Source organism: Haloplanus ruber, assembly GCF_024494725.1.
Lineage (GTDB): Archaea > Halobacteriota > Halobacteria > Halobacteriales > Haloferacaceae > Haloplanus > Haloplanus ruber.
Map to the genome: position 1 here is coordinate 196,333 of NZ_JANHDK010000001.1, position 20,402 is coordinate 216,734.

General features: G+C 68.5%; 20 protein-coding genes. 12 read left to right on the top strand and 8 right to left on the bottom strand.

The features are described 5' to 3' along the window. Nucleotides 1-88 precede the first annotated feature (88 nt). Nucleotides 89-724, top strand: a complete 636-nt coding sequence (locus tag NO878_RS01000) for an RAD55 family ATPase (RefSeq protein WP_256404100.1) — start codon at nucleotides 89-91, stop codon at nucleotides 722-724. On the opposite strand, the gene NO878_RS01005 is transcribed toward NO878_RS01000, so the two are convergent. Continuing rightward, nucleotides 718-1,107: a DUF7522 family protein gene (locus NO878_RS01005; protein ID WP_256404101.1), complete on the bottom strand. Its 390-nt coding sequence runs from the start codon at nucleotides 1,105-1,107 to the stop codon at nucleotides 718-720. The genes NO878_RS01000 and NO878_RS01005 overlap by 7 nt on opposite strands. A gap of 187 nt (nucleotides 1,108-1,294) precedes the next feature. Here NO878_RS01005 and NO878_RS01010 point away from each other — a divergent pair, with 187 nt between their 5' ends. Further along, nucleotides 1,295-2,248, top strand: a complete 954-nt coding sequence (locus NO878_RS01010; protein WP_157690973.1) for a transcription initiation factor IIB — start codon at nucleotides 1,295-1,297, stop codon at nucleotides 2,246-2,248. Here NO878_RS01010 and NO878_RS01015 read toward each other — a convergent pair. Continuing rightward, on the bottom strand, nucleotides 2,245-3,903 hold the full coding sequence (locus tag NO878_RS01015) for a flippase activity-associated protein Agl23 (RefSeq protein WP_256404102.1): 1,659 nt from the start codon (nucleotides 3,901-3,903) through the stop codon (nucleotides 2,245-2,247). The two genes, NO878_RS01010 and NO878_RS01015, sit on opposite strands and share 4 nt — an antisense overlap. An 80-nt stretch (nucleotides 3,904-3,983) precedes the next feature. Between NO878_RS01015 and NO878_RS01020 the strand changes: the two genes are divergently transcribed. After that, nucleotides 3,984-5,333: a phosphohexomutase domain-containing protein gene (locus tag NO878_RS01020; RefSeq protein WP_256404103.1), complete on the top strand. Its 1,350-nt coding sequence runs from the start codon at nucleotides 3,984-3,986 to the stop codon at nucleotides 5,331-5,333. 81 nt (nucleotides 5,334-5,414) lie between these two features. After that, nucleotides 5,415-6,776 carry a geranylgeranyl reductase family protein gene (locus tag NO878_RS01025; RefSeq protein ID WP_256404104.1) on the top strand — a complete coding sequence of 454 codons (1,362 nt, stop codon included), beginning with the start codon at nucleotides 5,415-5,417 and terminating at the stop codon, nucleotides 6,774-6,776. Between the two features lie 52 nt (nucleotides 6,777-6,828). Here the strand turns inward: NO878_RS01025 and NO878_RS01030 are convergent, their stop codons facing one another. Further along, the gene (locus NO878_RS01030) at nucleotides 6,829-8,112 is read right to left on the bottom strand and encodes an amidohydrolase (protein ID WP_256404105.1); all 1,284 of its coding nucleotides are present in this window, start codon (nucleotides 8,110-8,112) and stop codon (nucleotides 6,829-6,831) included. Nucleotides 8,113-8,196: 84 nt separating this feature from the next. Here NO878_RS01030 and NO878_RS01035 point away from each other — a divergent pair, with 84 nt between their 5' ends. Both NO878_RS01035 and NO878_RS01040 read left to right on the top strand, forming a co-directional pair. Next, complete coding sequence (locus tag NO878_RS01035) at nucleotides 8,197-9,735, top strand: Na+/H+ antiporter NhaC family protein (RefSeq protein ID WP_256404106.1); 1,539 nt, start codon at nucleotides 8,197-8,199, stop codon at nucleotides 9,733-9,735. Continuing rightward, nucleotides 9,732-9,992, top strand: a complete 261-nt coding sequence (locus NO878_RS01040; RefSeq protein WP_256404107.1) for a DUF7513 family protein — start codon at nucleotides 9,732-9,734, stop codon at nucleotides 9,990-9,992. The genes NO878_RS01035 and NO878_RS01040 overlap by 4 nt, the downstream gene beginning before the upstream one ends. 3 nt (nucleotides 9,993-9,995) lie before the next feature. On the opposite strand, the gene NO878_RS01045 is transcribed toward NO878_RS01040, so the two are convergent. Next, nucleotides 9,996-10,328, bottom strand: coding sequence for an uS10/mL48 family ribosomal protein (locus NO878_RS01045; RefSeq protein ID WP_256404108.1), 333 nt, complete (start codon nucleotides 10,326-10,328; stop codon nucleotides 9,996-9,998). A 102-nt stretch (nucleotides 10,329-10,430) separates the two neighbouring features. On the opposite strand from NO878_RS01045, the gene NO878_RS01050 reads away from it, so the two are divergent. Both NO878_RS01050 and NO878_RS01055 read left to right on the top strand, forming a co-directional pair. Further along, nucleotides 10,431-10,901: a bis(5'-nucleosyl)-tetraphosphatase gene (locus NO878_RS01050; RefSeq protein ID WP_256404109.1), complete on the top strand. Its 471-nt coding sequence runs from the start codon at nucleotides 10,431-10,433 to the stop codon at nucleotides 10,899-10,901. Between the two features lie 7 nt (nucleotides 10,902-10,908). After that, a complete protein-coding gene (locus NO878_RS01055) occupies nucleotides 10,909-11,952 on the top strand; it encodes a DUF5787 family protein (protein WP_256404110.1) in 1,044 nt (347 codons plus the stop codon). Here NO878_RS01055 and NO878_RS01060 read toward each other — a convergent pair whose 3' ends face one another. Together NO878_RS01060 and NO878_RS01065 are read right to left on the bottom strand one after the other, a co-directional pair. Further along, entirely contained in the window at nucleotides 11,953-12,450 is a 498-nt protein-coding gene (locus NO878_RS01060) for a DUF5797 family protein (RefSeq protein WP_256404111.1), read from the bottom strand. Between the two features lie 73 nt (nucleotides 12,451-12,523). Then, entirely contained in the window at nucleotides 12,524-15,145 is a 2,622-nt protein-coding gene (locus NO878_RS01065) for a heavy metal translocating P-type ATPase (RefSeq protein ID WP_256404112.1), read from the bottom strand. Between the two features lie 175 nt (nucleotides 15,146-15,320). Between NO878_RS01065 and NO878_RS01070 the strand changes: the two genes are divergently transcribed. Next, nucleotides 15,321-15,518 (top strand): heavy-metal-associated domain-containing protein, encoded by a 198-nt coding sequence (locus NO878_RS01070; protein ID WP_256404113.1) that lies wholly within the window; start codon nucleotides 15,321-15,323, stop codon nucleotides 15,516-15,518. A gap of 64 nt (nucleotides 15,519-15,582) precedes the next feature. Next, nucleotides 15,583-16,356 carry an enoyl-CoA hydratase/isomerase family protein gene (locus NO878_RS01075; RefSeq protein ID WP_256404114.1) on the top strand — a complete coding sequence of 258 codons (774 nt, stop codon included), beginning with the start codon at nucleotides 15,583-15,585 and terminating at the stop codon, nucleotides 16,354-16,356. A 65-nt stretch (nucleotides 16,357-16,421) separates the two neighbouring features. On the opposite strand, the gene NO878_RS01080 is transcribed toward NO878_RS01075, so the two are convergent. Continuing rightward, nucleotides 16,422-17,690: an MFS transporter gene (locus NO878_RS01080; RefSeq protein WP_256404115.1), complete on the bottom strand. Its 1,269-nt coding sequence runs from the start codon at nucleotides 17,688-17,690 to the stop codon at nucleotides 16,422-16,424. A 149-nt stretch (nucleotides 17,691-17,839) separates the two neighbouring features. On the opposite strand from NO878_RS01080, the gene NO878_RS01085 reads away from it, so the two are divergent. Together NO878_RS01085 and NO878_RS01090 are read left to right on the top strand one after the other, a co-directional pair. Continuing rightward, entirely contained in the window at nucleotides 17,840-18,301 is a 462-nt protein-coding gene (locus NO878_RS01085; protein WP_256404116.1) for a bifunctional nuclease family protein, read from the top strand. A 60-nt stretch (nucleotides 18,302-18,361) separates the two neighbouring features. Continuing rightward, nucleotides 18,362-18,835, top strand: coding sequence for an acyl-CoA thioesterase (locus tag NO878_RS01090; protein ID WP_256404117.1), 474 nt, complete (start codon nucleotides 18,362-18,364; stop codon nucleotides 18,833-18,835). Here NO878_RS01090 and NO878_RS01095 read toward each other — a convergent pair whose 3' ends face one another. Then, nucleotides 18,836-20,284 (bottom strand): ATPase domain-containing protein, encoded by a 1,449-nt coding sequence (locus NO878_RS01095; protein WP_256404118.1) that lies wholly within the window; start codon nucleotides 20,282-20,284, stop codon nucleotides 18,836-18,838. Between the last annotated feature and the right edge of the window lie 118 nt (nucleotides 20,285-20,402).

Below are 20,402 nucleotides of genomic sequence, written 5' to 3' on the forward strand. Positions count from 1 at the left end.
GTACGACCAGGCACGTCCGGGACGACATAAAGTTACCCCCGGACGGAGGCCACACCTTGAAGCAGGCGCGCCCGCTTGTCGTGCTACGATGGCGTATTCCACTTCCGGCGTGTTGCCGGTCGAGGAGCTTCCCCCGGGAACCTCACTGTTGGTCTCGGGACCCCCACTCACGCGCAAGCGAGAGCTCATGATCCGCCTCCTCGGCGGCGACACGGCCGAAGAGGTGGCGATGGTGACGACGAAGATGGGTGCCGGCAACCTGCTGGAACTGTTCCGCGAGTGGAACGGAGAGTGGCCGACCGAGCGGTTGCACGTCGTCGACTGCGTGACCAGAGAGCGGGGACTCGGCGCCGTCCGCGAGACAGCGACGACCTCCTACGTCTCGTCGCCGCGCGACATGACCGGCCTGAGCATCGAACTCTCCGGGCTGTTCAAGCGTATTCACGCCGACGGCCGGCCGATGCGGTTCGGCATCCACTCGCTGTCGACGTTCCTGATGTACCACGACCTCCGGCGCGTCTACCGGATGCTCCACGTCCTGTCGGGCCAGATCGAGAGTATCGGTGGCGTCGGGGTGTTCGTCGTCGACTCACCGACCGAACGGGAGCGCGATATCCTCAGCCAGTTGATCGACGGTATCGTCGAGACACGGGAGACCGAGAGTGGCTGTGAACTCCGCCTGCGGGGACTCGGTGGCCGCGGCGCCGGCTGGCAGCCCTACTGATCGGTGTCGTCCGTCGACAACACGTCGATGCCCACGTCGGCGAGGGTATCGAGCGAGGGACCCGCGTCCCGGTCGAACGTGACGGCGACGCCAGCGAACTCGTCGCGAGGGAAGTGCACCATGACCGCGTTGTCGAACCGCCGGACAACGACGTTCATCTCTCCGTAGAGACGGAACTGCTCCTGATTGGGCTGATCGGCGAGTCCCTCAACGACCAACTGTTTGACCTTCGCATCGAACTCCTCCGGGGAGTACATCTCGACCACGTCGTCGCGGGCGAAGGCAACCGCGTGTTCGTCGCCCTCGTATCGAACGGCGACGCGGAGACAGTCCGGAGCGAGCTCTTGGTACCGTTCGACGAGTGCGTCGACGGCGTCGTCCATGCCGCACGCGAGGGGTGGTCGGAACTAATACCTTTGTACCGCCCCCCGAATCGGCCGCTCGTGCGGCCCCGCGTCGACTCTCGACGCCCTGGATCGGCTCGGGCCGACACCTCGGAGTCGACGCCATCGGCCGATTGGGTGTATCGCCACCAAAGTTTTAAATAACAGGTTCGCCACGACACTTATAATGGAGCGTCCGAGCCGCCAACGTCAGCGGAGCCAGGAGACGGAACAGGAAGCGGACGAATCCGTCGACTGTCCCGAGTGTGGGTCCGACAACATCGTCACCGACGCCGACCAAGGGGAACTCGTCTGTGAGGACTGTGGACTCGTCATCGACGACCGGCAGATCGACCGTGGCCCGGAGTGGCGGGCGTTCAACCACTCGGAGCGACAGAGCAAGTCCCGGGTGGGCGCCCCGATTACCGAGACGATGCACGACCGCGGCCTGACGACGACCATCGACTGGAAGGACAAGGACGCCTACGGGCGTTCGCTCTCCTCGGAGAAGCGGTCGCAGATGCACCGACTGCGAAAGTGGCAAGAGCGCATCCGGACGAAGGACGCGGGCGAGCGAAACCTCCAGTTCGCGCTGAGCGAAATCGACCGGATGGCCTCGGCACTGGGCGTCCCGCGGTCGGTACGGGAGGTTGCCTCGGTCATCTATCGCCGCGCGCTCAACGAGGACCTCATCCGCGGACGTTCGATTGAAGGTGTCGCCACCGCCGCCCTCTACGCCGCCTGTCGGCAGGAGGGCATTCCCCGGTCGCTCGACGAAGTGGCCGAGGTCTCTCGTGTCCCGCAAAAGGAGATCGGTCGGACCTACCGCTACATCTCCCAGGAACTCGGTCTCGAACTCAAGCCGGTCGACCCCAAGCAGTTCGTCCCGCGGTTTGCCTCCGCGCTCGAACTCAGCGAGGAGGTCCAGGCCAAGGCGACAGAGATCATCGACGTGTCGGCCGAACAGGGCCTGCTCTCGGGCAAGTCCCCGACCGGCTTCGCCGCCGCGGCCATCTACGCCGCCTCGCTGCTCTGTAACGAGAAAAAGACCCAGCGCGAGGTGGCCGACGTCGCCCAGGTGACCGAGGTCACCATCCGCAACCGCTATCAGGAACAGATCGAAGCGATGGGCTTCCGCTAGCGGACGAACACGACGACCTCTCGATCCCAGAGCGACAGCCGGTAGGTGCGCGCTTCGTAGCCGTCGAGCCGTGGCGCAAGCGTCGAGCGCTGGCTGGCGTCGGCGATGACTACTGGCGGCGTCTCCGTCGCCGCCAGTTCCCGCGGGTCGCGGACGCCGTCAGTCTCGGCACCCAGCCGTTCGAGATACCACGCCAGCGGGAGGCGGTTGCCCCAGGTGTCGCTCACCGGCGGGCGCTCGGCCGTGGCACCGTCCGGCCCCGCGGGGACGAACGTCGACCCGTAGAACAGCACGTCGGTCCCGCGGTTGCCCTCGATGGCGGCCGATACGTCGTCGACGAAGGGGTTGAGGTCGTCGCCCGGCTGGGCGTGGTGGACGAGTGGGTTCTCAGTCGTCGTCGGGCCGTACGCGGTGCCCGCGACGGCAACACCGAGTTGGCCGACGAGCGCGAGACCGAGCAGTCCGGCGACGGCGACGGCCGTCGCGTCCGACCGGTCGAGGCCGCGCGCGCCGTACCGAACGAGCAGGCCGACCCCCGCCGCCGCGGGCACCAGCGCCGGCGCGACGGTGTGGACGGTCAGCCACGCCGCGCTCTCCTCGGTGATGACGGGGAAGACCAGCAGCGAAGCGCCGGCCCAGTAGGCGTGGAAGGCGACGACCGGCCGTGACGGGCCGCGACCGTAGCGGTCGGCGAGAAAGCCCACCACGGCAAGCGCGAGGACGACCCCCGAGGCCGCCAGCAGCGTCTCGACGTGCGCGCTCAGGTAGGGAAGCAGTTCGTGTTCGCCGCCCTGTCGCCGGCCGACGACCCGCACCGCGTAGAACTGCCGGGGCGCACCGAGGACGGCCGCCTCGATAGTCGTTGGCGACGGGCGGATCGACCCGCCGACCCGTGGCGCGTAGAAGAACACGTGGACGACGAGAAAGGCGGCGAGCGCACCGAGCGCCGAGCGAGGCGACCCACGGAGTCGCTCGGCCGCGCGTCCGACGGCGACGCGGGCGAACGCTCCTTCGCCGACGAGGCGTCGCTGGTCGACGGTGAGTGCCGCCGCGGCCAGCCAGCAGACGACGGAGCCGACGACGAACCCCGAGGACGCGACGGCGAGGGCGAGGGCGACGGCGCCGAGGTAGCGATAGCGCGGGCCGCCCCCGTCGAGGACGCGAATCACACAGCCGACGACGAGAAGTGAGAAGACAGCGAGGGGGACGTCGCCCCGGAGGAAGCGCCCGTAGTAGAGCAACACGGGGGAGACGGCGAGGAGGGCAGCGAGGACCACCGTCTCGGCGTCGCCGAGACGGTATCGCGGGACCGACTTGTCGTCGGGGCCACGCCGGAAGAGGAGCGCGACAAGCGGGGCGAGACCACCGACGACAGCGACGACGGCGCGGGCGGTGGTGTCCGTAGCGCCGACGAGCGCGAAGACCGTCCGGTCGAGGACATAGAGGAGAGGGCCGCCAGCGACGGGCCGGTACTCGAAGGCACCAGCGTCGAGAAAGCGGAGGGTCCAGTAGCCGACGCGGGCCTCGTCCCAGTGGAAGGGGCGGGACCCGAGACCGACGAGGCGGGCCGCTAGGGCGGCGAGGGTGAGGGCGACGACGGCGACGGCGACGCGGTCGATCCGGACGGGGCCGTCGGACGGCTCGGCCGCTGACATACCGGTCCATCCGCCGGGGTGCCGGTCAAGCTTTCGGAAGCCACCGACCGATACAAATCGGTGGCCCTCGGAAAGCCAGTATGGACCTGTTCGGGACGGCGGGCATCCGCGGGAGCGTGGAGACGGACGTGACGCCGGAACGTGCGGTCGCGGTCGGGCGAGCGGTCGGCCGCGAGGCCGACGAGGTGGTGGTCGGTCGCGACGGCCGAACGACCGGCCCCGGCCTCGCGGCCGCCGTCGAGGCGGGCGCACTCTCCGGCGGCGCTGCGGTCCGGCGGGTCGGCGTCGTCCCCACCCCTGCGCTGGCGTTCGCCTCGCGAGGGCGACGGGGCGTGATGCTCACCGCGTCACACAACCCGCCGGGTGACAACGGCATCAAGCCCTTCGTCGACGGCGTCGAGTACGACCGCGCGGCCGAACGAGGCGTCGAACGACGGATCGAGGCCGACGAGGGGCCGGTCCCGTGGGACGCGTGGGGGGACCGTCGAGAGTCGTCACCACTTCCCGACTACCGCGCGGCGGTCGTCGAGTACGCCCGGAACCTCGGTGCCCCGCTCGACGGCCTGCGGGTCGTCGTCGACTGCGGGAACGGGGCCGGCGCGCCGGCGACACCGGCGATCATCCGGGAACTTGGCGGCGACGTCGTCTCGTTGCACGCGAACGTCGACGGTCACTTCCCGGGCCGGGGGAGTAAGCCGACGCCCGACTCACTTGCCGACCTCCGGGCGTTCGTGGCCGACGACCCGGACGCCGCCCTCGGGATCGGACACGACGGCGACGCCGACCGGATCGTGATCGTCGACGGGGCGGGCGAGGTGGTCCACGAGGACACCGTCCTCGCGGTCGTCGCCGAGCGATACGTCCGGACGAGCGACGCCGCCGACCCGGTGGTCGTGACGACGCCCAACGCCTCCGGCCGGATCGACGAACGGGTGACGGCGGCCGGTGGCCGGGTCGAACGGGTCGCGCTCGGATCGCTTCACGAGGGGATTGCCGACGCCCGCGAGGCGGGTGAGACGGTGGCGTTCGCCGCCGAACCCTGGAAGCATATCCACCCACGCTTTGGCGGCTGGATCGATGGCGTCGCGAGCGCGGCCGTGATCGCCCGCCTCGTCGCCGCCGAGGGGCTGCCGGCGCTGCGGGCGCCCGTGACCGAGCGCCCCTACCGAAAGGTGAGCGTCTCCTGTCCCGACGGGGCGAAGGCGGCGGCAATGGAGCGACTGGGGACGACGCTCCCCGAGGCGTTTCCCGAGGCGACGGTAGACACCGATCACGGGGTGCGCCTCGACCGCCCCGACGGGTCGTGGGTACTGGTTCGGCCGAGCGGCACCGAACCCTACGTCCGACTGTACGCCGAGAGCGAGACCGTCGACGACCTGGTTGCCGAGGCGCGGACGCTCGTCGAGGCAGCGGTCGAGCGGGCGTCGTAGCCGTCGCGGCCGGTTCCGTCGCCGCGTCTCCGACAAAACGTGAGCGAAGAGTTTTCCCACCGCGGCCGCGACATCCAACCAATGACCACCCACGAGTGCGACGTCGTCGTCGTCGGGGCGGGCACCGCGGGCTGTTATGCCGCGGCCAGCCTCGCCCAAGACGGTCTCGACGTCGTCGTCGTCGAGCGGAAAGACGAGTCGGAGGCGGGTCACATCGCGTGTGGCGACGCCCTGAAGGGGGCCGACGCCTTCCCGGAGGCCATCCCCAAGTCGCGGATCGAAGGCTCGTTTACCAACACGGGCGTCGACCACGGCCGGTTCGAACTTCCGGCTCACGATACGGTTCTCGATATCCCAGTCCCGGGCGAGTTGGCCGTCATCGACCGCCAGGGGTTCGGCCGCCGGATCATCGACGGCGCCGAGTCGGCCGGCGCGACGTTCCACTACGACACCGTCGTGCAGGACGTCTTGCAGGAGGGCGACCGGGTGACCGGCGTCCGCGGAATCAGGAAGGGCGACCCGGTTACCTACGAGGCGGACGTGACCGTCGACGCCGCCGGTGCCCTCTCGATCCTTCAGGATAAGGCCGACCTCGACGGGGCGACCTTCGACACCAACGTCTCCTACTCGCAGTTCTGCTCGGCCTACCGCGAAATCGTCGAGGTCCCGGACCCCGTGGAGTGGGACGACGCCCTCGTGTTCAAGCCGACCCAGCGTGCGGCCGGCTACCTCTGGTATTTCCCGCGCACCAGCACGACGATCAACGCCGGTCTCGGCTTCCAGATGACCGAGGAACCGATGAAACTGGTCCACGACCTGCGGGCAGACCTGGAGCGCCGCCCCGAGTTCGCGGGCGCCGAGGTGCAGGACAAACTCGGCGCTGCCCTGCCAACCCGACGGCCGTACGACTCGGCGGTCGCGCCGGGCTTCGTCGCCGTCGGGGACGCCGCCGGGCACGTCAACCCGACCACCGGCGGCGGCATCGCCGGCGCGGCCTACGCCGGCACCTACGCCGCCGAGACCATCGTCGACGCTCGCGACGACCCAACCGAGGCGGCGCTCTGGGCGTACAACGAGCGGGTGATGGATCACTTCGGCGGCCGCTACGCCGGTCTCGACGTCTACAACGTGCTCTCGACCGCCGTCGACGTCGACGATCTGATGGGGCTTCTCGCCTCGCTCCCCGGCGAGAAACTCGCCGAGGCGCTGTACTCGGGGTCGACCTCGATGGGACTAGCGCTAAAGCTCAAAAGCGCGATCAAGAGCTTCGGCTACTGGGGGACGATTCTCGATTTCTATCGGACCAAACAGTTGGCCGAGGAGTTGATCGACCGCTACGACGCCTACCCTTCGGGTCCCGAGGGGCTGTCGGCCTGGCAGGCCGAACGCGACGGCGTGATGGACCGAGTCTACGAGACGACGGGCGCCGATCCGAAGTACTAGCCCGCCACGCGCCGGGTGTCGGTGATCGGTCGCGTACCCGCGACTCCCGTGTTCACGGCTGCTCCGTGCCGATCCGCTCGACTGCACCCGACAGCACGTCGACCGCAATGTCGATTGTCTCCTCGTCAACGTCGAACGTCGGCGTGTGGTGCCCGCCGGGGTGGTCGGTGCCGACGCCGACGTAGGCGGCGAGTCCCCCCTGATCCTGGACGTGGCGCATGAGGTAGGTGGCGTCCTCGCTCCCGCCGAGAGTGTCGCGGTCGAGAATCGAGGTGACGCCCGCGGTGTCGCCAGCGACGTCCGCGACCACTCCGGCGAGTTCGCCGTCGCTCTCGCCGCTCGGCGCCCGGCCCGCGTACTCGATGTCGACCTCGCAGTCGTGGAGTTCGGCGGCCGAGCGGAGGACCCGCATCGCGTGGTCGTCCATGTACTCCATCAGTTCGGTCGTCTCGCCGCGCACCTCGCCATCGATGAACGCCTCCTCGGGGACGATGTTCGAGGCGGTGCCGCCGCCGACGCGGCCGGCGTTGACGCGGGTGGCGCCGTCGTGGTGACGGGGGATCGCATAGAGATTCTGGATCGCCGTCGCCATCGCCTGGACCGCGTTGCGGCCGCGTTCGGGGTGTCCGCCAGCGTGGGATGACGCCCCCGCGAACGCGGCGTCGAAGTGACTCACCGCGAGGAAGCCATCGACCCCGGCGACCACCTCGCCGGTCGGGTGATCGAGGCCGACGTGGAGCGCCAGCAGATACTCCACGTCGTCGAGGTGGCCGCTCGTGGCCATCGGTTTGCCGCCGGAGACGGTTTCCTCGGCCGGCTGGAAGAACACCTTCAGCGTCCCGTCGAAGTCACGTTCCGCGACGGCGTCGAGGACGCCGACGCCGATAGTCGCGTGGGCGTCGTGGCCGCAGGCGTGCATGTATCCCTCGTTCTCGGAGCGAAAGCCCTCCGCCGCGGGACGGTGTGACGAGTCGTCGGCCTCCGTAATCGGGAGGCCGTCGATGTCGACCCGGACACCGACGGTAGGCCCGTCGCCACAGTGGAGGGTCGCGATCACGCCGGTTTCGCCGCCGGCCAGTCGGTCGACCACGTCCGCGCGGGCGCCGGCGTCGACCGCCCGTTCGGCCCAGGTTTCGAGTTCGGCCGTATCGGGCACGCCCTGGCGGTCCTCGGACAGGACCTCGGGTCCGACGTGGAGTTCGTCCAGGGAGCGGGTTTCGAGTTCGTCGACGAGGCGGGCGGTCGTATAGAACTCCCGCCACGCCGGTTCCGGGTGGCGATGAAGGTCACGGCGCAGGTCGCGTAGCGAGTCGGCGTCGGGGCTATCGAGACTCATACTGGGGCGATGGCTCGCCCGGGAAATAAGTGGTCGGCCGGAACCGGCGTATTTAATCAAGGGGATAGACGACTCCCACACGGGATGAGCGAAACCGACCTCCCCGACGACCCGCCCGACGAGTCGCGCGTCGAGTTCTACGGCGGCCGAGTGATGAGCGCCCTGCCGCTTGCCATCTTCATCGCCTGGGCTATCGTCCAGAGTGGGCTCCTCGGCATCGGCGATACATCGGGGCTCGTCATCGGCATGCTCGTCGGTCTCATCGTCGGCATGCTGTTCGTGAAAGGCAACTGGAAGAGCTACGCCGACGTCATCTTCGAGGGAATGACCCAGCGCGTGGCCGCGACAGCGGTGGTCGCTTGGCTCTGGGCCGGCATGTTCGCCGACACGATCCAAGCCGGCGGGTTCGTTGACGGGCTGGTGTGGGCATCGAGCGCCGCCGACGTCGGCGCGGCGCTGTTCCCGGCGCTGACGTTCATCTTCGCCGCCCTCCTGGCGACCGGCATTGGCACCGGCTACGGTACCGCGGTGGCCTTTACCAGCCTCGTCTTCCCCGCGGGCGTCCTGCTCGGCGCCGATCCGGTCCTCCTGTTCGGCGCCATCCTCTCGGGGGCAGTCTTCGGCGACAACCTCGCGCCCGTCTCCGACACCACCATCGTGAGCGCGGTGACGCAGGACGCCGACATCGGGGGTGTCGTCGCCTCGCGCTTCAAGTACGCTCTCGTGGCCGCGGTGCTCGCGCTGGCGAGTTACATCGTCGCGGGCCAGGCGATGGCGGGCGAACCGCTCGATGTGGCCGCGAGTGCCGGCGGCGGCGCCGGCCCGCTCGGTCTCGTCCACCTGCTCTCGATCCTGGCCGTCATCGGCACCGCGGTTGCGGGGCGACACATCATCGAGGCAGTCTCGTGGGGCCTGATCGTCTCGGTCGCCCTGAACATCGCGCTCGGACTCGCGCCCGCCTCGGCGATGCTCGTCTTCCGGTCGACGAGCGAGTCGGGAATCGCGGCGACTCTCAACGGTCTGCCCGTCCTCGGCAGCGTGATCGAGATCGCTCCCGACGCCTCGGCGACCGTCGGCGGGAGCCTCTATACTGGCGCACTCGGCTTCTTCCCGCTGATCGTTCTCGTGCTCCTCATCGTCGGCGCGGCGCAGGTGATGCGCGTCGGCGGCGGCTTCGCCGCCATCGAGGAGTGGCTGCTCGAACACGTCGCGACGACGGTCCGACGCGCCGAGACGACGATGGTCATCGGCACGGCCATCGTCAACGCGACCATCACGATCAACACGGCCGCCGAAATCGCCATCGCGCCCTTCATCCGCACGCTCGGCCAGCGGTTCAACATCAACGGCTACCGGCGCGCGAACATCCTCGACGCCAACACCTCGGCGCTCGGGTATATCTTCCCGTGGGGCGGAGGCGTCCTCGCGGGCTACGCCGCCATGATCCAGTTGCCCCAGCAGTTCGACTGGTTCACCGAGGCGATGCTCGCCAATCCGGCGGCGGTCTGGCCGTACGTCTTCCACGGCTGGTTCCTCGTCGCCGTCTTCCTCATTGCGGCCTGGACCGGCTACGGGCTGGAGTACGTTCCCGACCGGCAGAGCGAGGAGGTGGCCCGCGTATGAGCCTCGGTAAGTTCTTCGAGGGCTGGACGTTCCGAACGAACCGGCCGGCGTACGCGGCCGGCGACGAGCTCACCGCCTACGTCACGGGCTACGCGGACGGAACGGCACAGGTACGAATCGGTGATACGATCATCGCGCTCCCGGACGCCGACGACGACTTGGGCGACCAACTGGTCCGATTCCGCGTCACCGAGTTCGACGACGGCGACAGCACGGGGACCGGCGAGTTCCTCGGCGTCGTCGAGGGCGACACGTAGCCGCTACTCGTTTCGGTAGCCGAGTGGTTTCTTGCGGTCGACCTCGATTTCGACGTGAACGCTGTCGGGAAAGTCCATGTGTCCGACCTGGCGGGCCACGTCGTCGCTACCGTGAATCTCCAACCGCCGGGAGTAGCTGGTGTACTCCCAGGAGTCGAACTGCTCGCCGGGTTGGAGGGTCTGGTACTGCGGGACGGTGAGTCGTTCGGGCGGCGCCGAGTGGGGACCCTTGCACTCGGCACCCTTTCGCTCGACCATCCGCTTGAGGTCGGTCACGAGCGACTCGAGCACCTCGCGGTCTCCGCTCTGGAAGCTGAGTTTGGTGACGAAGGCCATCAGTACTCCATCCGTATACGCCAGAGACCAAAAGCACGTCCGTCCGGCCCGCCGTCTCGCCCGTCCGACATTCTATTAACCCACGGCCGTCTACTGCCGGTAATGACGGTTGAAGCGACCAGTGCTGGAGCCATCCTCTTCCGCGACACCCGCGGCCACCGGGAGTATCTCCTCCTGAAGAGCCGACCGGGGGACTGGGAGTTCCCCAAAGGCGGGGTCGAGGGGGACGAGGAGCTCCAGCAGACCGCGATCAGAGAGGTTACCGAGGAGGCCGGAATCGAGGATTTCCGGCTCATCGACGGCTTTCGAGAGGAGTACGACTACGTGTTCGAAGCCGGCGGCAACACTATCCACAAGACGGTCCACCTGTTTATCGCCCGCTCGTTCGAGGCCAGCGCCGAACTCTCGAACGAGCACCGCGACCTCCAGTGGCGAGATTACGAGCAGGCGATCAACACCATCACGCAGGACGGCCCTCGTGAGATCCTGGAGGACGCCCACGAGTACCTAGACGAACTCGTGGCCGAACCCGAGGCCGAGGACGGGGAGGGCGACCGGACGTACGTCGGGTGACCGCGATGTGGCCGGAACACGCTCGTCCGGCACCCGCGTCGGCACCGTGAGCGACGGCGCCCCCGGTGATGCGGAGTTCGGGTTCGAACTCGTCACCTGCCGGTGGGCCGAACGCGCGTGGCCGCCCGACTCCGACCGCGAAACGGACGCCGTTCCGGTCGTCGCCCGCCAACTCGGCACCCGGAAGCGCCGCTGGGACACCGTGGTCGTCGAGGCCGACCCCGCGGGGCTTGCGGCCCGCGCGGCCTTCGGCGAGCGGACCCTCGATTCGGATCTGTTGCACGTCGTCCGGCACGCGCCCGCCGAGTGGGCGTGGTACCGCGACGCCCTCCCCGACCCGGGCTACCCGTGGCGGTACGTCCGCGCGGCTGTCCACCGGGCCGCCGACCGCGGCGTCGCCGAGACTCGCCGGGCGGGCAACCGGATCGAGATCCGGCAGGTCGCTCCCTACCCCGACTGGGTCCGCCGGATCGTCGCCGTCGAGAACAAACCCGACCTCTCGGCGAGTGCGGCACGTCGCCTCGGTGACCAACTCGAACACGACGTGACGACGGCCCTCGCCGACGAGGTGTGGGTCGCGACAGCCGCGACGGGCGAGACGGTCGAACCCGCGTTGCTGGAGGACCTCCCCGTCGAGGCGGGCGTGCTGGTGATGGCGTTCGACGGTGACGACCCCGAGGCACGCGTCGCGTGGCATCCGTCGGCGCTGGACCCGAGCGCCGACACGTCGCTGTCGGCGGCCGAGAAGGCGACGACGCGGCTCGAACTCGCCGAGCGTGCCTACGGCTCGGGGTGGCGGTCCTACGTCGAGACGATGCGCCCCGACTGTCGCTGGTTCGAACTGCGGTCGACATCGGGGGCCTTCGTCCCCTGGTGTGCGGCGATGGAGTGCCACCAGACGGCCGGGGCGTGTGCGGGCGACTGCCCCGAGTTCCAGCCCGAACCACCCTCCTGGCGCACCCGCGGGTGGCCCATCGAGGGCGGACCCGGAAAGGGAATCCAGCGGTTGCTGGCGCGGCGACGGCGGCGGATTCGGGAGCCAGAGGAGTGATCAGGACTCGACGACTTCGACGTCGATGCGGTCCCGTTCGACGGCGCGTTTGAACGTCGGGACGGTGCGATACACCACCTCGACGACCCCCTTGCGACGGAGGCTCTGGAGCGCCTCGCGCACGGCGTCGACGTCGGGATCGGCGTCGAAGGTCGCCCGCACCTTCTGGAGGACGCTCACGACGCTCTCGGAGCGCTCGTCGAGACCAGCCACCACCTCGAACACCCGCGCTTCGAGTTCCGGGACGCGGATGACCTGTGGTCCGTCCTCGTCGCCTTCCATCCCCGGGTCGGCGTCCGTGAGGTCGGCCGCCTCGGGGGTCGCACAGATGTAGCTATTGTCGTTCCGGTAGTAGTAGTCGCTCAGATGCTCCTCTAGGTAGCCGTGGACCGCGCTGCCGCTGTCGAGTCCCCAGCGCTCTTGCAGCTCCTTGTTTTTCGTCGGCTGGAGGCGGACGATATCCGCCAGTCGGTCGCGTTCCTCCGAGGACAGCGTCATCGACGCCCGATTCGTCGGTCACCCATATCGGTGTTCCGTTCGACCGGCCGGCGACGCGACGGGGGGTGACCGGTCAGCGAAACCGCCCGAGGAGCCGGTAGTCGTGATCGGGCGTGTACCGCCGAAAGAGGAGACTGTTGCCGAGCACCGAGACGCTGGAGAAGGCCATCGCCGCCGCCGCGAGGACCGGCTGGAGCAGGCCTAGCGAGGCCAGCGGGATCATCGCGGTGTTGTAGCCGAGCGCCCACACGAGGTTCTGCCGGATCTTCGAGAGCGTCGCGTCCGAGATGCGGATGGCCTTCACCACGTCCAGCGGGTCGTCACGCATCAGCGTCAGGTCCGCTGCCTCGATGGCTACGTCAGTGCCCGAGCCGATGGCACAGCCGACGGACGCGACGGCGAGAGCAGGGGCGTCGTTCACACCGTCACCGACCATCATCGCGGCGCGACCGTCCTCCTGAATCGCCGCCACCGCGTCCGACTTGTCCTCCGGTAACACCTCTGCCCGGACGTTCGCGGGGTCGATTCCCACCTGCTCGGCCACCGCGCGCGCGGTGCGTTCGTTGTCGCCGGTGAGCAACGTCACGTCGAGACCACGGGCTTGGAGTGCGTCGACGGCCTCGCTCGCACCCGGTTTCACCGTGTCCGCGGCGGCGACGACGCCCAAGAGTGTGCCGTCACCGTCGGCGACACGCGCCACGAGCATCGCGGTCTTTCCCGCCGATTCGAGTCGTTCCATCGTCTCGGCGGCCGGTGAGAGGTCGATCCCAGCCTCGCCCAGGAGGGTCCGGTTGCCCACGAGGACCGTCTCCCCGTCGACCGTCGCCCGGACGCCCTGCCCGGGGACGTTCTCGAAGTCGTCGGCGTCGCCAACCGCGAGGTCACGGGCCGTGGCGCCGTCGACGATGGCGCGGGCGAGCGGATGTTCGCTCGCGCGTTCGGCCGTCGCGGCGAGACACAGAACCTCGTCCTCGCTCGGGCGCTCGCGGGCCGTCACCTGGCCGCCGTCGGCGGCGGTCCCGTCGTGGTTCGCCGGCCGGCCGTCGAGGGCGACCACGTCGGTCAACGACATCTCGCCTCGGGTTAGCGTGCCGGTCTTGTCGAAGACGACCGTGTCGACGTCTCGGGCGCGTTCGAGGACGTCACCTCCCTTGAACAGGACGCCATTCTGCGCGCCGATGGTCGTGCCCACCATCGTCGCCGCGGGGGTCGCCAGCCCCAGCGCACAGGGACAGGCGATGAGGACCGCCGAGGCGAAAACGACGACCGCGAACTCGAACGTCGAGACGGTGCCGCCGGCGACGATGGGGCCGCCGGCGACGAGACCCCACAGCGGCAGCCACTCGATGGTGGCGGCGAGGGTCCCGGGAAAGAGCGACCACAGCGCGCCCCATAGGAGGGCGTTCGCGATGACCGCGGGGACGAAGTACGCGGAGATGCGGTCCGCGAGGTTCTGGATGTCGGGCTGGCGCGACTGGGCTTCCTTGACGGTGCGGACGATCTCCTGGAGCGCCGTGTCGGCGCCGACCCGCGTCGCCTCGACGACGAGCGCGCCGTTCTCGTTGATGGTGGCGCCGACCACCTCGTCGCCCACGTCCTTCTCGACGGGGACGGACTCGCCGGTCACCATCGACTCGTCAACCGCGCTCGCCCCGTCGACGACGACGCCATCGGTCGGAATCCGCTCGCCGGGCCGGACCTGCATCCGGTCGCCGACCGCGACGTCCGCGACGGGAACCTCGCGTTCGGTGCCGTCGTCGTCGACGAGTGTCGCCGTCTCGGCTTCCATCTCCAGCAGTTTCCGGAGGGCGTCGCCGGCCTGCCCCTTCGACCGGGCCTCCAGGTAGTTGCCGAGCGTGATGAACACGAGGATGAGCGCCGCGGTGTCGAAGTAGACCCGGCCGACGATCACCCCCGACAGGACGGCGATAGAGTAGACGTACGCCGTCGTCGATCCGAGGGCGATGAGGACGTCCATGTTGGCGCGGCGGTTCTTCGCGAGCGCCGTGTAGGCGTTCCGGTAGAAGGGGCGGCCAAGGACGACCTGAACGGGCGTGGCGATCAGGAACTGCACCCAGCCGCGCGGGATGCCGAGGACGTGGTCGGGGAGGTAGCTGCCCCCGAGGAGGAGTTCCTCGACGAGAAAGAAAAGCAGCGGCGCCGCGAGCGCCGCGCCGAAAGCCGTCAGCCGACGCTGTCGACGAATCTCCGCCCGACGTGCGGTGTCGCGGGCGTCCTCGTGGGCGTCGGCAGCCCCGTCGTCCTCGCCGTCGTCGGCTCCGACCGGCGTGTACCCCGCGTCCGCGACGGCGTCGTGGAGGGCGGCCACCGAGGTGGTCCCGGGGAGATAGGTGACCTGGGCCTCGTCGGTGGCGTAGTTGACGGTCGCTTCGACGACGCCGGGGACGGCATCGAGCGCCGCCTCGGTCGTGTCCGCACAGTTCGCACACGACAGGTCGGTGATGGCGAAGGTCGTGGTGTCGGTAACCACGCCGTAGCCGGCGTCCTCGACGGCCGCGACGATGTCGCGGAGCGACACCGCCTCGGGGTCGTACTCGACGGTCCCCTCGTCGGTGGCGTAGTTGACCGTCGCGTCGCGCACGCCGTCGAGAGCCGTCAGTGCGTCCCCGACCGTGGCCGAGCAGTTGGCACACGACATCCCCCTGATGTCGAGTCGGGAGGTGCGTACGTCCATCGTACTCTAGTCTACGGGGTACTCCCTTAGTGCGTTTACTGCTTCGGTCCCCGGGATATAGGTGGCCGTGAGCTTTCGATTCGAAAGCCGATACCGAGCGTGGCTGTCGTGACCGGTCGAGGGCGGCGACGAACCGACAGGCCGAAGGAGTCGCCAACCCGTACGCCCGACGGCCATGTCGCAGACGATCACCGTCGAAGGAATGTCGTGTGAACACTGCGAACGAGCCGTCGTCGAGGCCCTAGCGGCCGTCGACGGCGTGACCGACGCAACAGCCGACCGCGAGACGGAGTCGGCAACCGTCGAGGGTGACCCGGACGCGGCGGCGCTCGTCGCCGCGGTGGCGGACGCCGGCTACGAGGCGTCGGTGTAAGCCACGGATCCGAGCGCGGTGCCTACCCCGAACGATTAACCTCCTGGCCGCCGTCCGGACGGGCGTGTCCTGGAACACCGTCACGCTCGATATCGCCGACGGGGTCGCCCGCCTCACCGTGGACCGCCCAGACGCGCTGAACGCGATGAACTCGGAGACGCTCGACGAGATTACGGCGGCCATCGCCGAGGCCGAACGCGAGGAGGCGCGGGTGCTCGTCCTCACGGGTGCCGGCGACGACGCGTTCATCGCCGGCGCCGACATCGACTACATGAAGGAGTTCTCGACGCCGGAGGCACTCGCCTACGCGGAGCGCGGCCAGGCGGTCGTCCGCGACCTGCAGTCGTTCCCCGGCGTGACCATCGCCGCGATCAACGGCTACGCCTTCGGCGGGGGCTGTGAGTTCGCCCTCGCCTGTGATCTACGGGTGGCGAGCGAACGAGCCGTCATCGGACAGACAGAGATCGATCTGGGTATCATCCCCGGATGGGGCGGCACGCAACTCCTCCAGCGCCTCGTGTCCGACGAGACGGCGCGCCGGCTGATCTACTTCGGCGACCGCCTCGACGCACAGGACGCCTACGAGCAGGGACTCGTCGGCGAAGTGGTCGCCCACGACGACCTCTCGGATCACGTCGACGAGATGGCGGCGACGCTCGCGGCCAAACCCCGCAACGCCCTCTACGCGGCCAAGGAGGCGCTCAACGCCTACCACGAGACCGGCGGCGAGGGCGGATTCACCGTCGAGCGACGGGCCTGGAGCGGCCTGTTCGGCACGGCCGACCAGCGCGAGGGCATGGAAGCCTTCGTCGAGAAGCGTGACCCCGAGTTCGAGTGACGGCCCAAGCGGGTCGGTGTCGGTCGCCGGCGGTAGGCTAGCGACTGAGAGACGGGGCGCACTTCTCAGTCTCCGGGAGACCACGGCCAATCGAGGGTCGCCCGGGGATCGCCCGTCTCGCCGACCTGCGTGTACACGAGTAGCAGCGCGAGCGCCGCGAGCGCGCCGGCCGCGACGAAGGGAACCGCGAATCCGAACCGCTCCAGATAGCCCGAGGCGATGGGACCGATGGCGACGCCGAGACCGAACGCCATCGTCAGCACGGAGAGGGTGGTGCCCGATTCGCCCTCGCGGGCCAGGTCGCCGGCGACGGCGAGAGAGGGGGCGAACACGAGCGCCACGGCGACCCCGAGCAGGAAGCGAGTGAGCGTCATCAGCGCCGGTGAGAGGACGTACCCCTGGGCGACGGTCGTGGGGACGAGCAGACAGAAGCCCGTGAGGAGGAACGGTCGGCGGCCGTAGCGGTCGGCGCCCCGGCCGATGGGGATCTGGAAGGCGACGTTGGCGAGGGTGACGGCACCGAACTGGACGCCGAACCAGAGCGTCCCCTGTCCGAGTCGTTCGTTGATCCGGCCTTCGAGGGTGGCGAACATGGCGATACAGATGCCCATGGCGACGGTGCCGAGACCGAGGGTGAACACCGGATCGAGGAGGCGGTCGTCGCCGCGGACGGCCACGGAGAGGTCGTCGCTCGCCGCCGTCGCCGGCCGTTCGGGGTCGGAGACGAACGCCCAGACGGTCAGGAAGCTAATCGCGGCGCCGGCGACGGCGACGCCGAAGGCGGCGTCGAAGCCACGAGCTTCGACGACGAGGCCGGCGACGATGGGACCGAAGCCGAAGCCGATCAGCCGAAAGGTGTTGAACACGCCGAAGTTGCTCCCGCGGTCGTTGCCGGTCGCGAGTTCGTTCACCAGCGCCACGGTACAGGGGATGGTGAAGGCAGCGCCGATCCCTTGGAGAATCCGCAGGAGGACCACGAGCCAGTACGACGAGACGAACGCGTACGCGCCACTGGCGGCGCCGAGCAACAGGAGGCCAAAGAGGATAAAGACACGGCGCCGACCGGTCCGATCCGAGAGCCGGCCGGTGAACGGCTGGGAGAGACTGTTCAGGAAGCCGAAAAGCGAGAGGACGATCCCGACGAGTAGATACTCCGTGATCGTCAGTGACGCGCCGAGAACCGACACTTGCGTCCCGACGAGCGCCTCGATGGGGACGTGCCCGCTCGCCAGATAGAGCGGCAGAACGACGATCAGAAACGAGTTGCCGACGGCGTCGGCCATCCGCGCCAGCCCGAGCGCAAACACCCGCCGATCGATGTCAAGCAGACCCATCTCGTCACCGGATGAAACCTCTACCCACCTCACGGTTGCGCTCTCGATCCGGAGCGACCCCGGCAGGCACGGCGACAGGCCGAGGCGTGGCCCGATCCAGCGGGACGAAGCCCCGTAGCTATTCATACTCCGCGCCCGAACATCGAGATATGGAGCACACCGCCGAGGTGACCGGCATCGGGGTGGGCACGAGCGACGACGGCTCGAACGTCCCCGCCGTCCTCCTCGCCGCCAGATCGGAGTATCTCCCCATCGTCATCACGGCCGACCAAGCGCGCGCGATCCAACTCGGACTGTCGGGAGAACCGTTCGAGCGACCACTCACACATGACCTGCTCGTCGAGATGCTCACGGAGTTCGGCGGCGCCGTCGACGGCATCCGGATCGACGACCTCGCGGACGGCACCTTCTACGCGAAGGTCGACGTCGAGCGGTACGACGAGGGCGAGGCCCGGAAGTTCGTCTTCGACGCCCGCCCCAGTGACGCCGTCGCCCTCGCGGTTCGTGTCGACTGCCCGATCACCGTCACCGACGCCGTCCTCGACCAGGCCGGCCGCCCGGAGGACGAGTTCGAACCCGAGCGGATCGACGACTTCGACGAGGAACCCTGACGCGGACGCCACCCGGCGGAATCGGGAGGACTTTTCACGACCCCGGCGCACGCACACGCTATGACTGCGACGCTGGCGGAGTCCCACACCGAGATGACGGAGATCGTCCTCCCTAACGACACGAACACCTACGGGCGGGCACTCGGGGGCGCCGTCCTGCACTGGATGGACGTCTGTGGTGCCATCGCGGCCATGCGCTTTGCCAACGAGAAGGTCGTCACCGCGTCGATGGAACACGTCGATTTTAAAAGCCCCATCGACCTCGGCGAGGTGGTCGTCGTCGAGGCGTACGTCTACGGCACGGGATCGACGAGCATCGAGGTGAACGTCGAGGTGCGCGCCGAAAACCCCCAAGCGGACACCGAACGGGACACTACCTCCTCGTTTTTCACGTTCGTCGCGGTGGACGAGGACGGAGCGCCCACGTCGGTTCCGGACCTCAACTGCCCGACGGAGGCCGAGCGGCGACTGCGCGATGTCGCCCTAGACGACCGGGAAACGCAACTGGCGCGTCTCGTCGAGCGGATGGAGTGATCACTCCTCGTCGAGAAGTTCCGGCGTGCCGCCGAGGATGCCACGCATCTGGGTGAGGGGGTCGCCGACGCGGATGCCGTCGGCGGTGATGTCGAACTCTCGGAGGGTCCGCTCAAAGTCGCTCGTGCGCTTTTTCAGGACGCCGATGGCCTTCCGCAGTTCGCCGTGGAGTTCGAGATGGCGAAGGAAGACGATGTTGTCGGCGAGATAGCTGATGTTCTCCTGGGTGGCGACGAAATCGCCCGTGACGCCCGTGGTTTCGTCGACGAAAATCGTCGTCACGCCCGCGTTCTTGAGATAGCGCCCGAGCGCGTGCATCCGCTGGAGGATCATATCCTCCTCCCCGCGGAGGGTCAGACGGTAGCCGGCGATGCCGTCGATCATGACGATCCGGGTGTCGTTTTGCTCGACGTCCTCGCGGACGATGCTCGCAAACTCCTGTGGAGAGAGTTCCAGCGCCTCGATCTCCCGCACCGAGAGCGTGCCGCGGTCGATCATCTCCGTCACCGGGATGCCGATGGCCGCCGACCGCTGGAGGAACGTCTCGGTGTTCTCCTCGAAGAGGTAGATCACGGAGCGCTCGTCGCGGCTGGCGGCCTCCTTCATGAACTGGGTCCCGAGTGTCGTCTTGCCGGCACCGGTCGGGCCGCTGACGACGGTCACCGTCCCGCGTTCCAGCCCGCCGTGCAGGAGGTTGTCGATCTCCGAGATGCCCGAGGAAAGCTGTTCGCTCGGGAAGTCGGCGGTGTGATCGCTCGGCTCCAGAATCGGGAAAACGCGGATGCCGTCGTCGGTGATGCGGTAGGCGTGTTCCCCGCTTCGGGTGGTCGACCCGCGGAACTTGGGGACCGTGATCGTCCGGCCGTAGGCAGCGGTCTCTAGTTTGATCGTGCCGTCGGCGATGAACTCCAGGTCCTCGGTCGGGAGTTCGCGGGTGTTCTGGACGGTGAAGACGGCGGTCGCCCCCTGCTGTTTGAGATAGCGCATGAAGCCGACGACCTGCTTGCGGAACTGGTAGTCGTCGGCGACGAGGTAGCGAAGCTGTGTGAGTGGGTCGACGACCACCCGATCCGGATCGACCGCCGCGACCGTGTCCACGATTTCGGACGTGAGCGGCTCCTGTTCGACCTCGGCGGCGCCGAAGATGTCGTACGAGTCGTCTTCGGTGAACGCCTCGGCCGAGGGACTCAGGTCCAGAAATTCGATGGCATCGGTGTCGAACCCGAGCGCCGCCGCGTTCGTCCGCAGGTCGTCGAGGTCCTCTTCGAGGTTGATGAACAGTGCCGTTTCGCCGTTCTCGACGCCCGCTTGGAGAAAGTGAAACCCGAGGATGGTCTTGCCCGACCCGGCAGGCCCGCGGAACATGTAGTTACGCTCCGCGACGAACCCGCCGTGCAGAATCTCGTCAAGCCCCGCGGACCCCGTCGCGAGCCGACTAGTCGACGTCATGGATGCTCAGTATTGGACGGACAGGTATATAAACGACAGCCGTCGTGACAGCAAATCTCCAGAAGCGAACCCTTACGGGCCAGTGGTTCGTGAGAGCCGATACTACCGACCTCGTCGC

Excerpts from the sequence above, each read along its gene's own strand:
- NO878_RS01040 (WP_256404107.1), top strand. The coding sequence starts at position 9,732 with ATGAGCCTCGGTAAGTTCTTCGAGGGCTGGACGTTCCGAACGAACCGG.
- NO878_RS01080 (WP_256404115.1), bottom strand. The coding sequence starts at position 17,690 with ATGGGTCTGCTTGACATCGATCGGCGGGTGTTTGCGCTCGGGCTGGCG.
- NO878_RS01025 (WP_256404104.1), top strand. The coding sequence starts at position 5,415 with ATGACCACCCACGAGTGCGACGTCGTCGTCGTCGGGGCGGGCACCGCG.
- NO878_RS01050 (WP_256404109.1), top strand. The coding sequence starts at position 10,431 with ATGACGGTTGAAGCGACCAGTGCTGGAGCCATCCTCTTCCGCGACACC.
- NO878_RS01065 (WP_256404112.1), bottom strand. The coding sequence starts at position 15,145 with ATGGACGTACGCACCTCCCGACTCGACATCAGGGGGATGTCGTGTGCC.
- NO878_RS01015 (WP_256404102.1), bottom strand. The coding sequence starts at position 3,903 with ATGTCAGCGGCCGAGCCGTCCGACGGCCCCGTCCGGATCGACCGCGTC.
- NO878_RS01060 (WP_256404111.1), bottom strand. The coding sequence starts at position 12,450 with ATGACGCTGTCCTCGGAGGAACGCGACCGACTGGCGGATATCGTCCGC.
- NO878_RS01085 (WP_256404116.1), top strand. The coding sequence starts at position 17,840 with ATGGAGCACACCGCCGAGGTGACCGGCATCGGGGTGGGCACGAGCGAC.
- NO878_RS01095 (WP_256404118.1), bottom strand. The coding sequence starts at position 20,284 with ATGACGTCGACTAGTCGGCTCGCGACGGGGTCCGCGGGGCTTGACGAG.
- NO878_RS01090 (WP_256404117.1), top strand. The coding sequence starts at position 18,362 with ATGACTGCGACGCTGGCGGAGTCCCACACCGAGATGACGGAGATCGTC.
- NO878_RS01030 (WP_256404105.1), bottom strand. The coding sequence starts at position 8,112 with ATGAGTCTCGATAGCCCCGACGCCGACTCGCTACGCGACCTGCGCCGT.
- NO878_RS01010 (WP_157690973.1), top strand. The coding sequence starts at position 1,295 with ATGGAGCGTCCGAGCCGCCAACGTCAGCGGAGCCAGGAGACGGAACAG.
- NO878_RS01070 (WP_256404113.1), top strand. The coding sequence starts at position 15,321 with ATGTCGCAGACGATCACCGTCGAAGGAATGTCGTGTGAACACTGCGAA.
- NO878_RS01035 (WP_256404106.1), top strand. The coding sequence starts at position 8,197 with ATGAGCGAAACCGACCTCCCCGACGACCCGCCCGACGAGTCGCGCGTC.
- NO878_RS01020 (WP_256404103.1), top strand. The coding sequence starts at position 3,984 with ATGGACCTGTTCGGGACGGCGGGCATCCGCGGGAGCGTGGAGACGGAC.
- NO878_RS01005 (WP_256404101.1), bottom strand. The coding sequence starts at position 1,107 with ATGGACGACGCCGTCGACGCACTCGTCGAACGGTACCAAGAGCTCGCT.
- NO878_RS01000 (WP_256404100.1), top strand. The coding sequence starts at position 89 with ATGGCGTATTCCACTTCCGGCGTGTTGCCGGTCGAGGAGCTTCCCCCG.
- NO878_RS01045 (WP_256404108.1), bottom strand. The coding sequence starts at position 10,328 with ATGGCCTTCGTCACCAAACTCAGCTTCCAGAGCGGAGACCGCGAGGTG.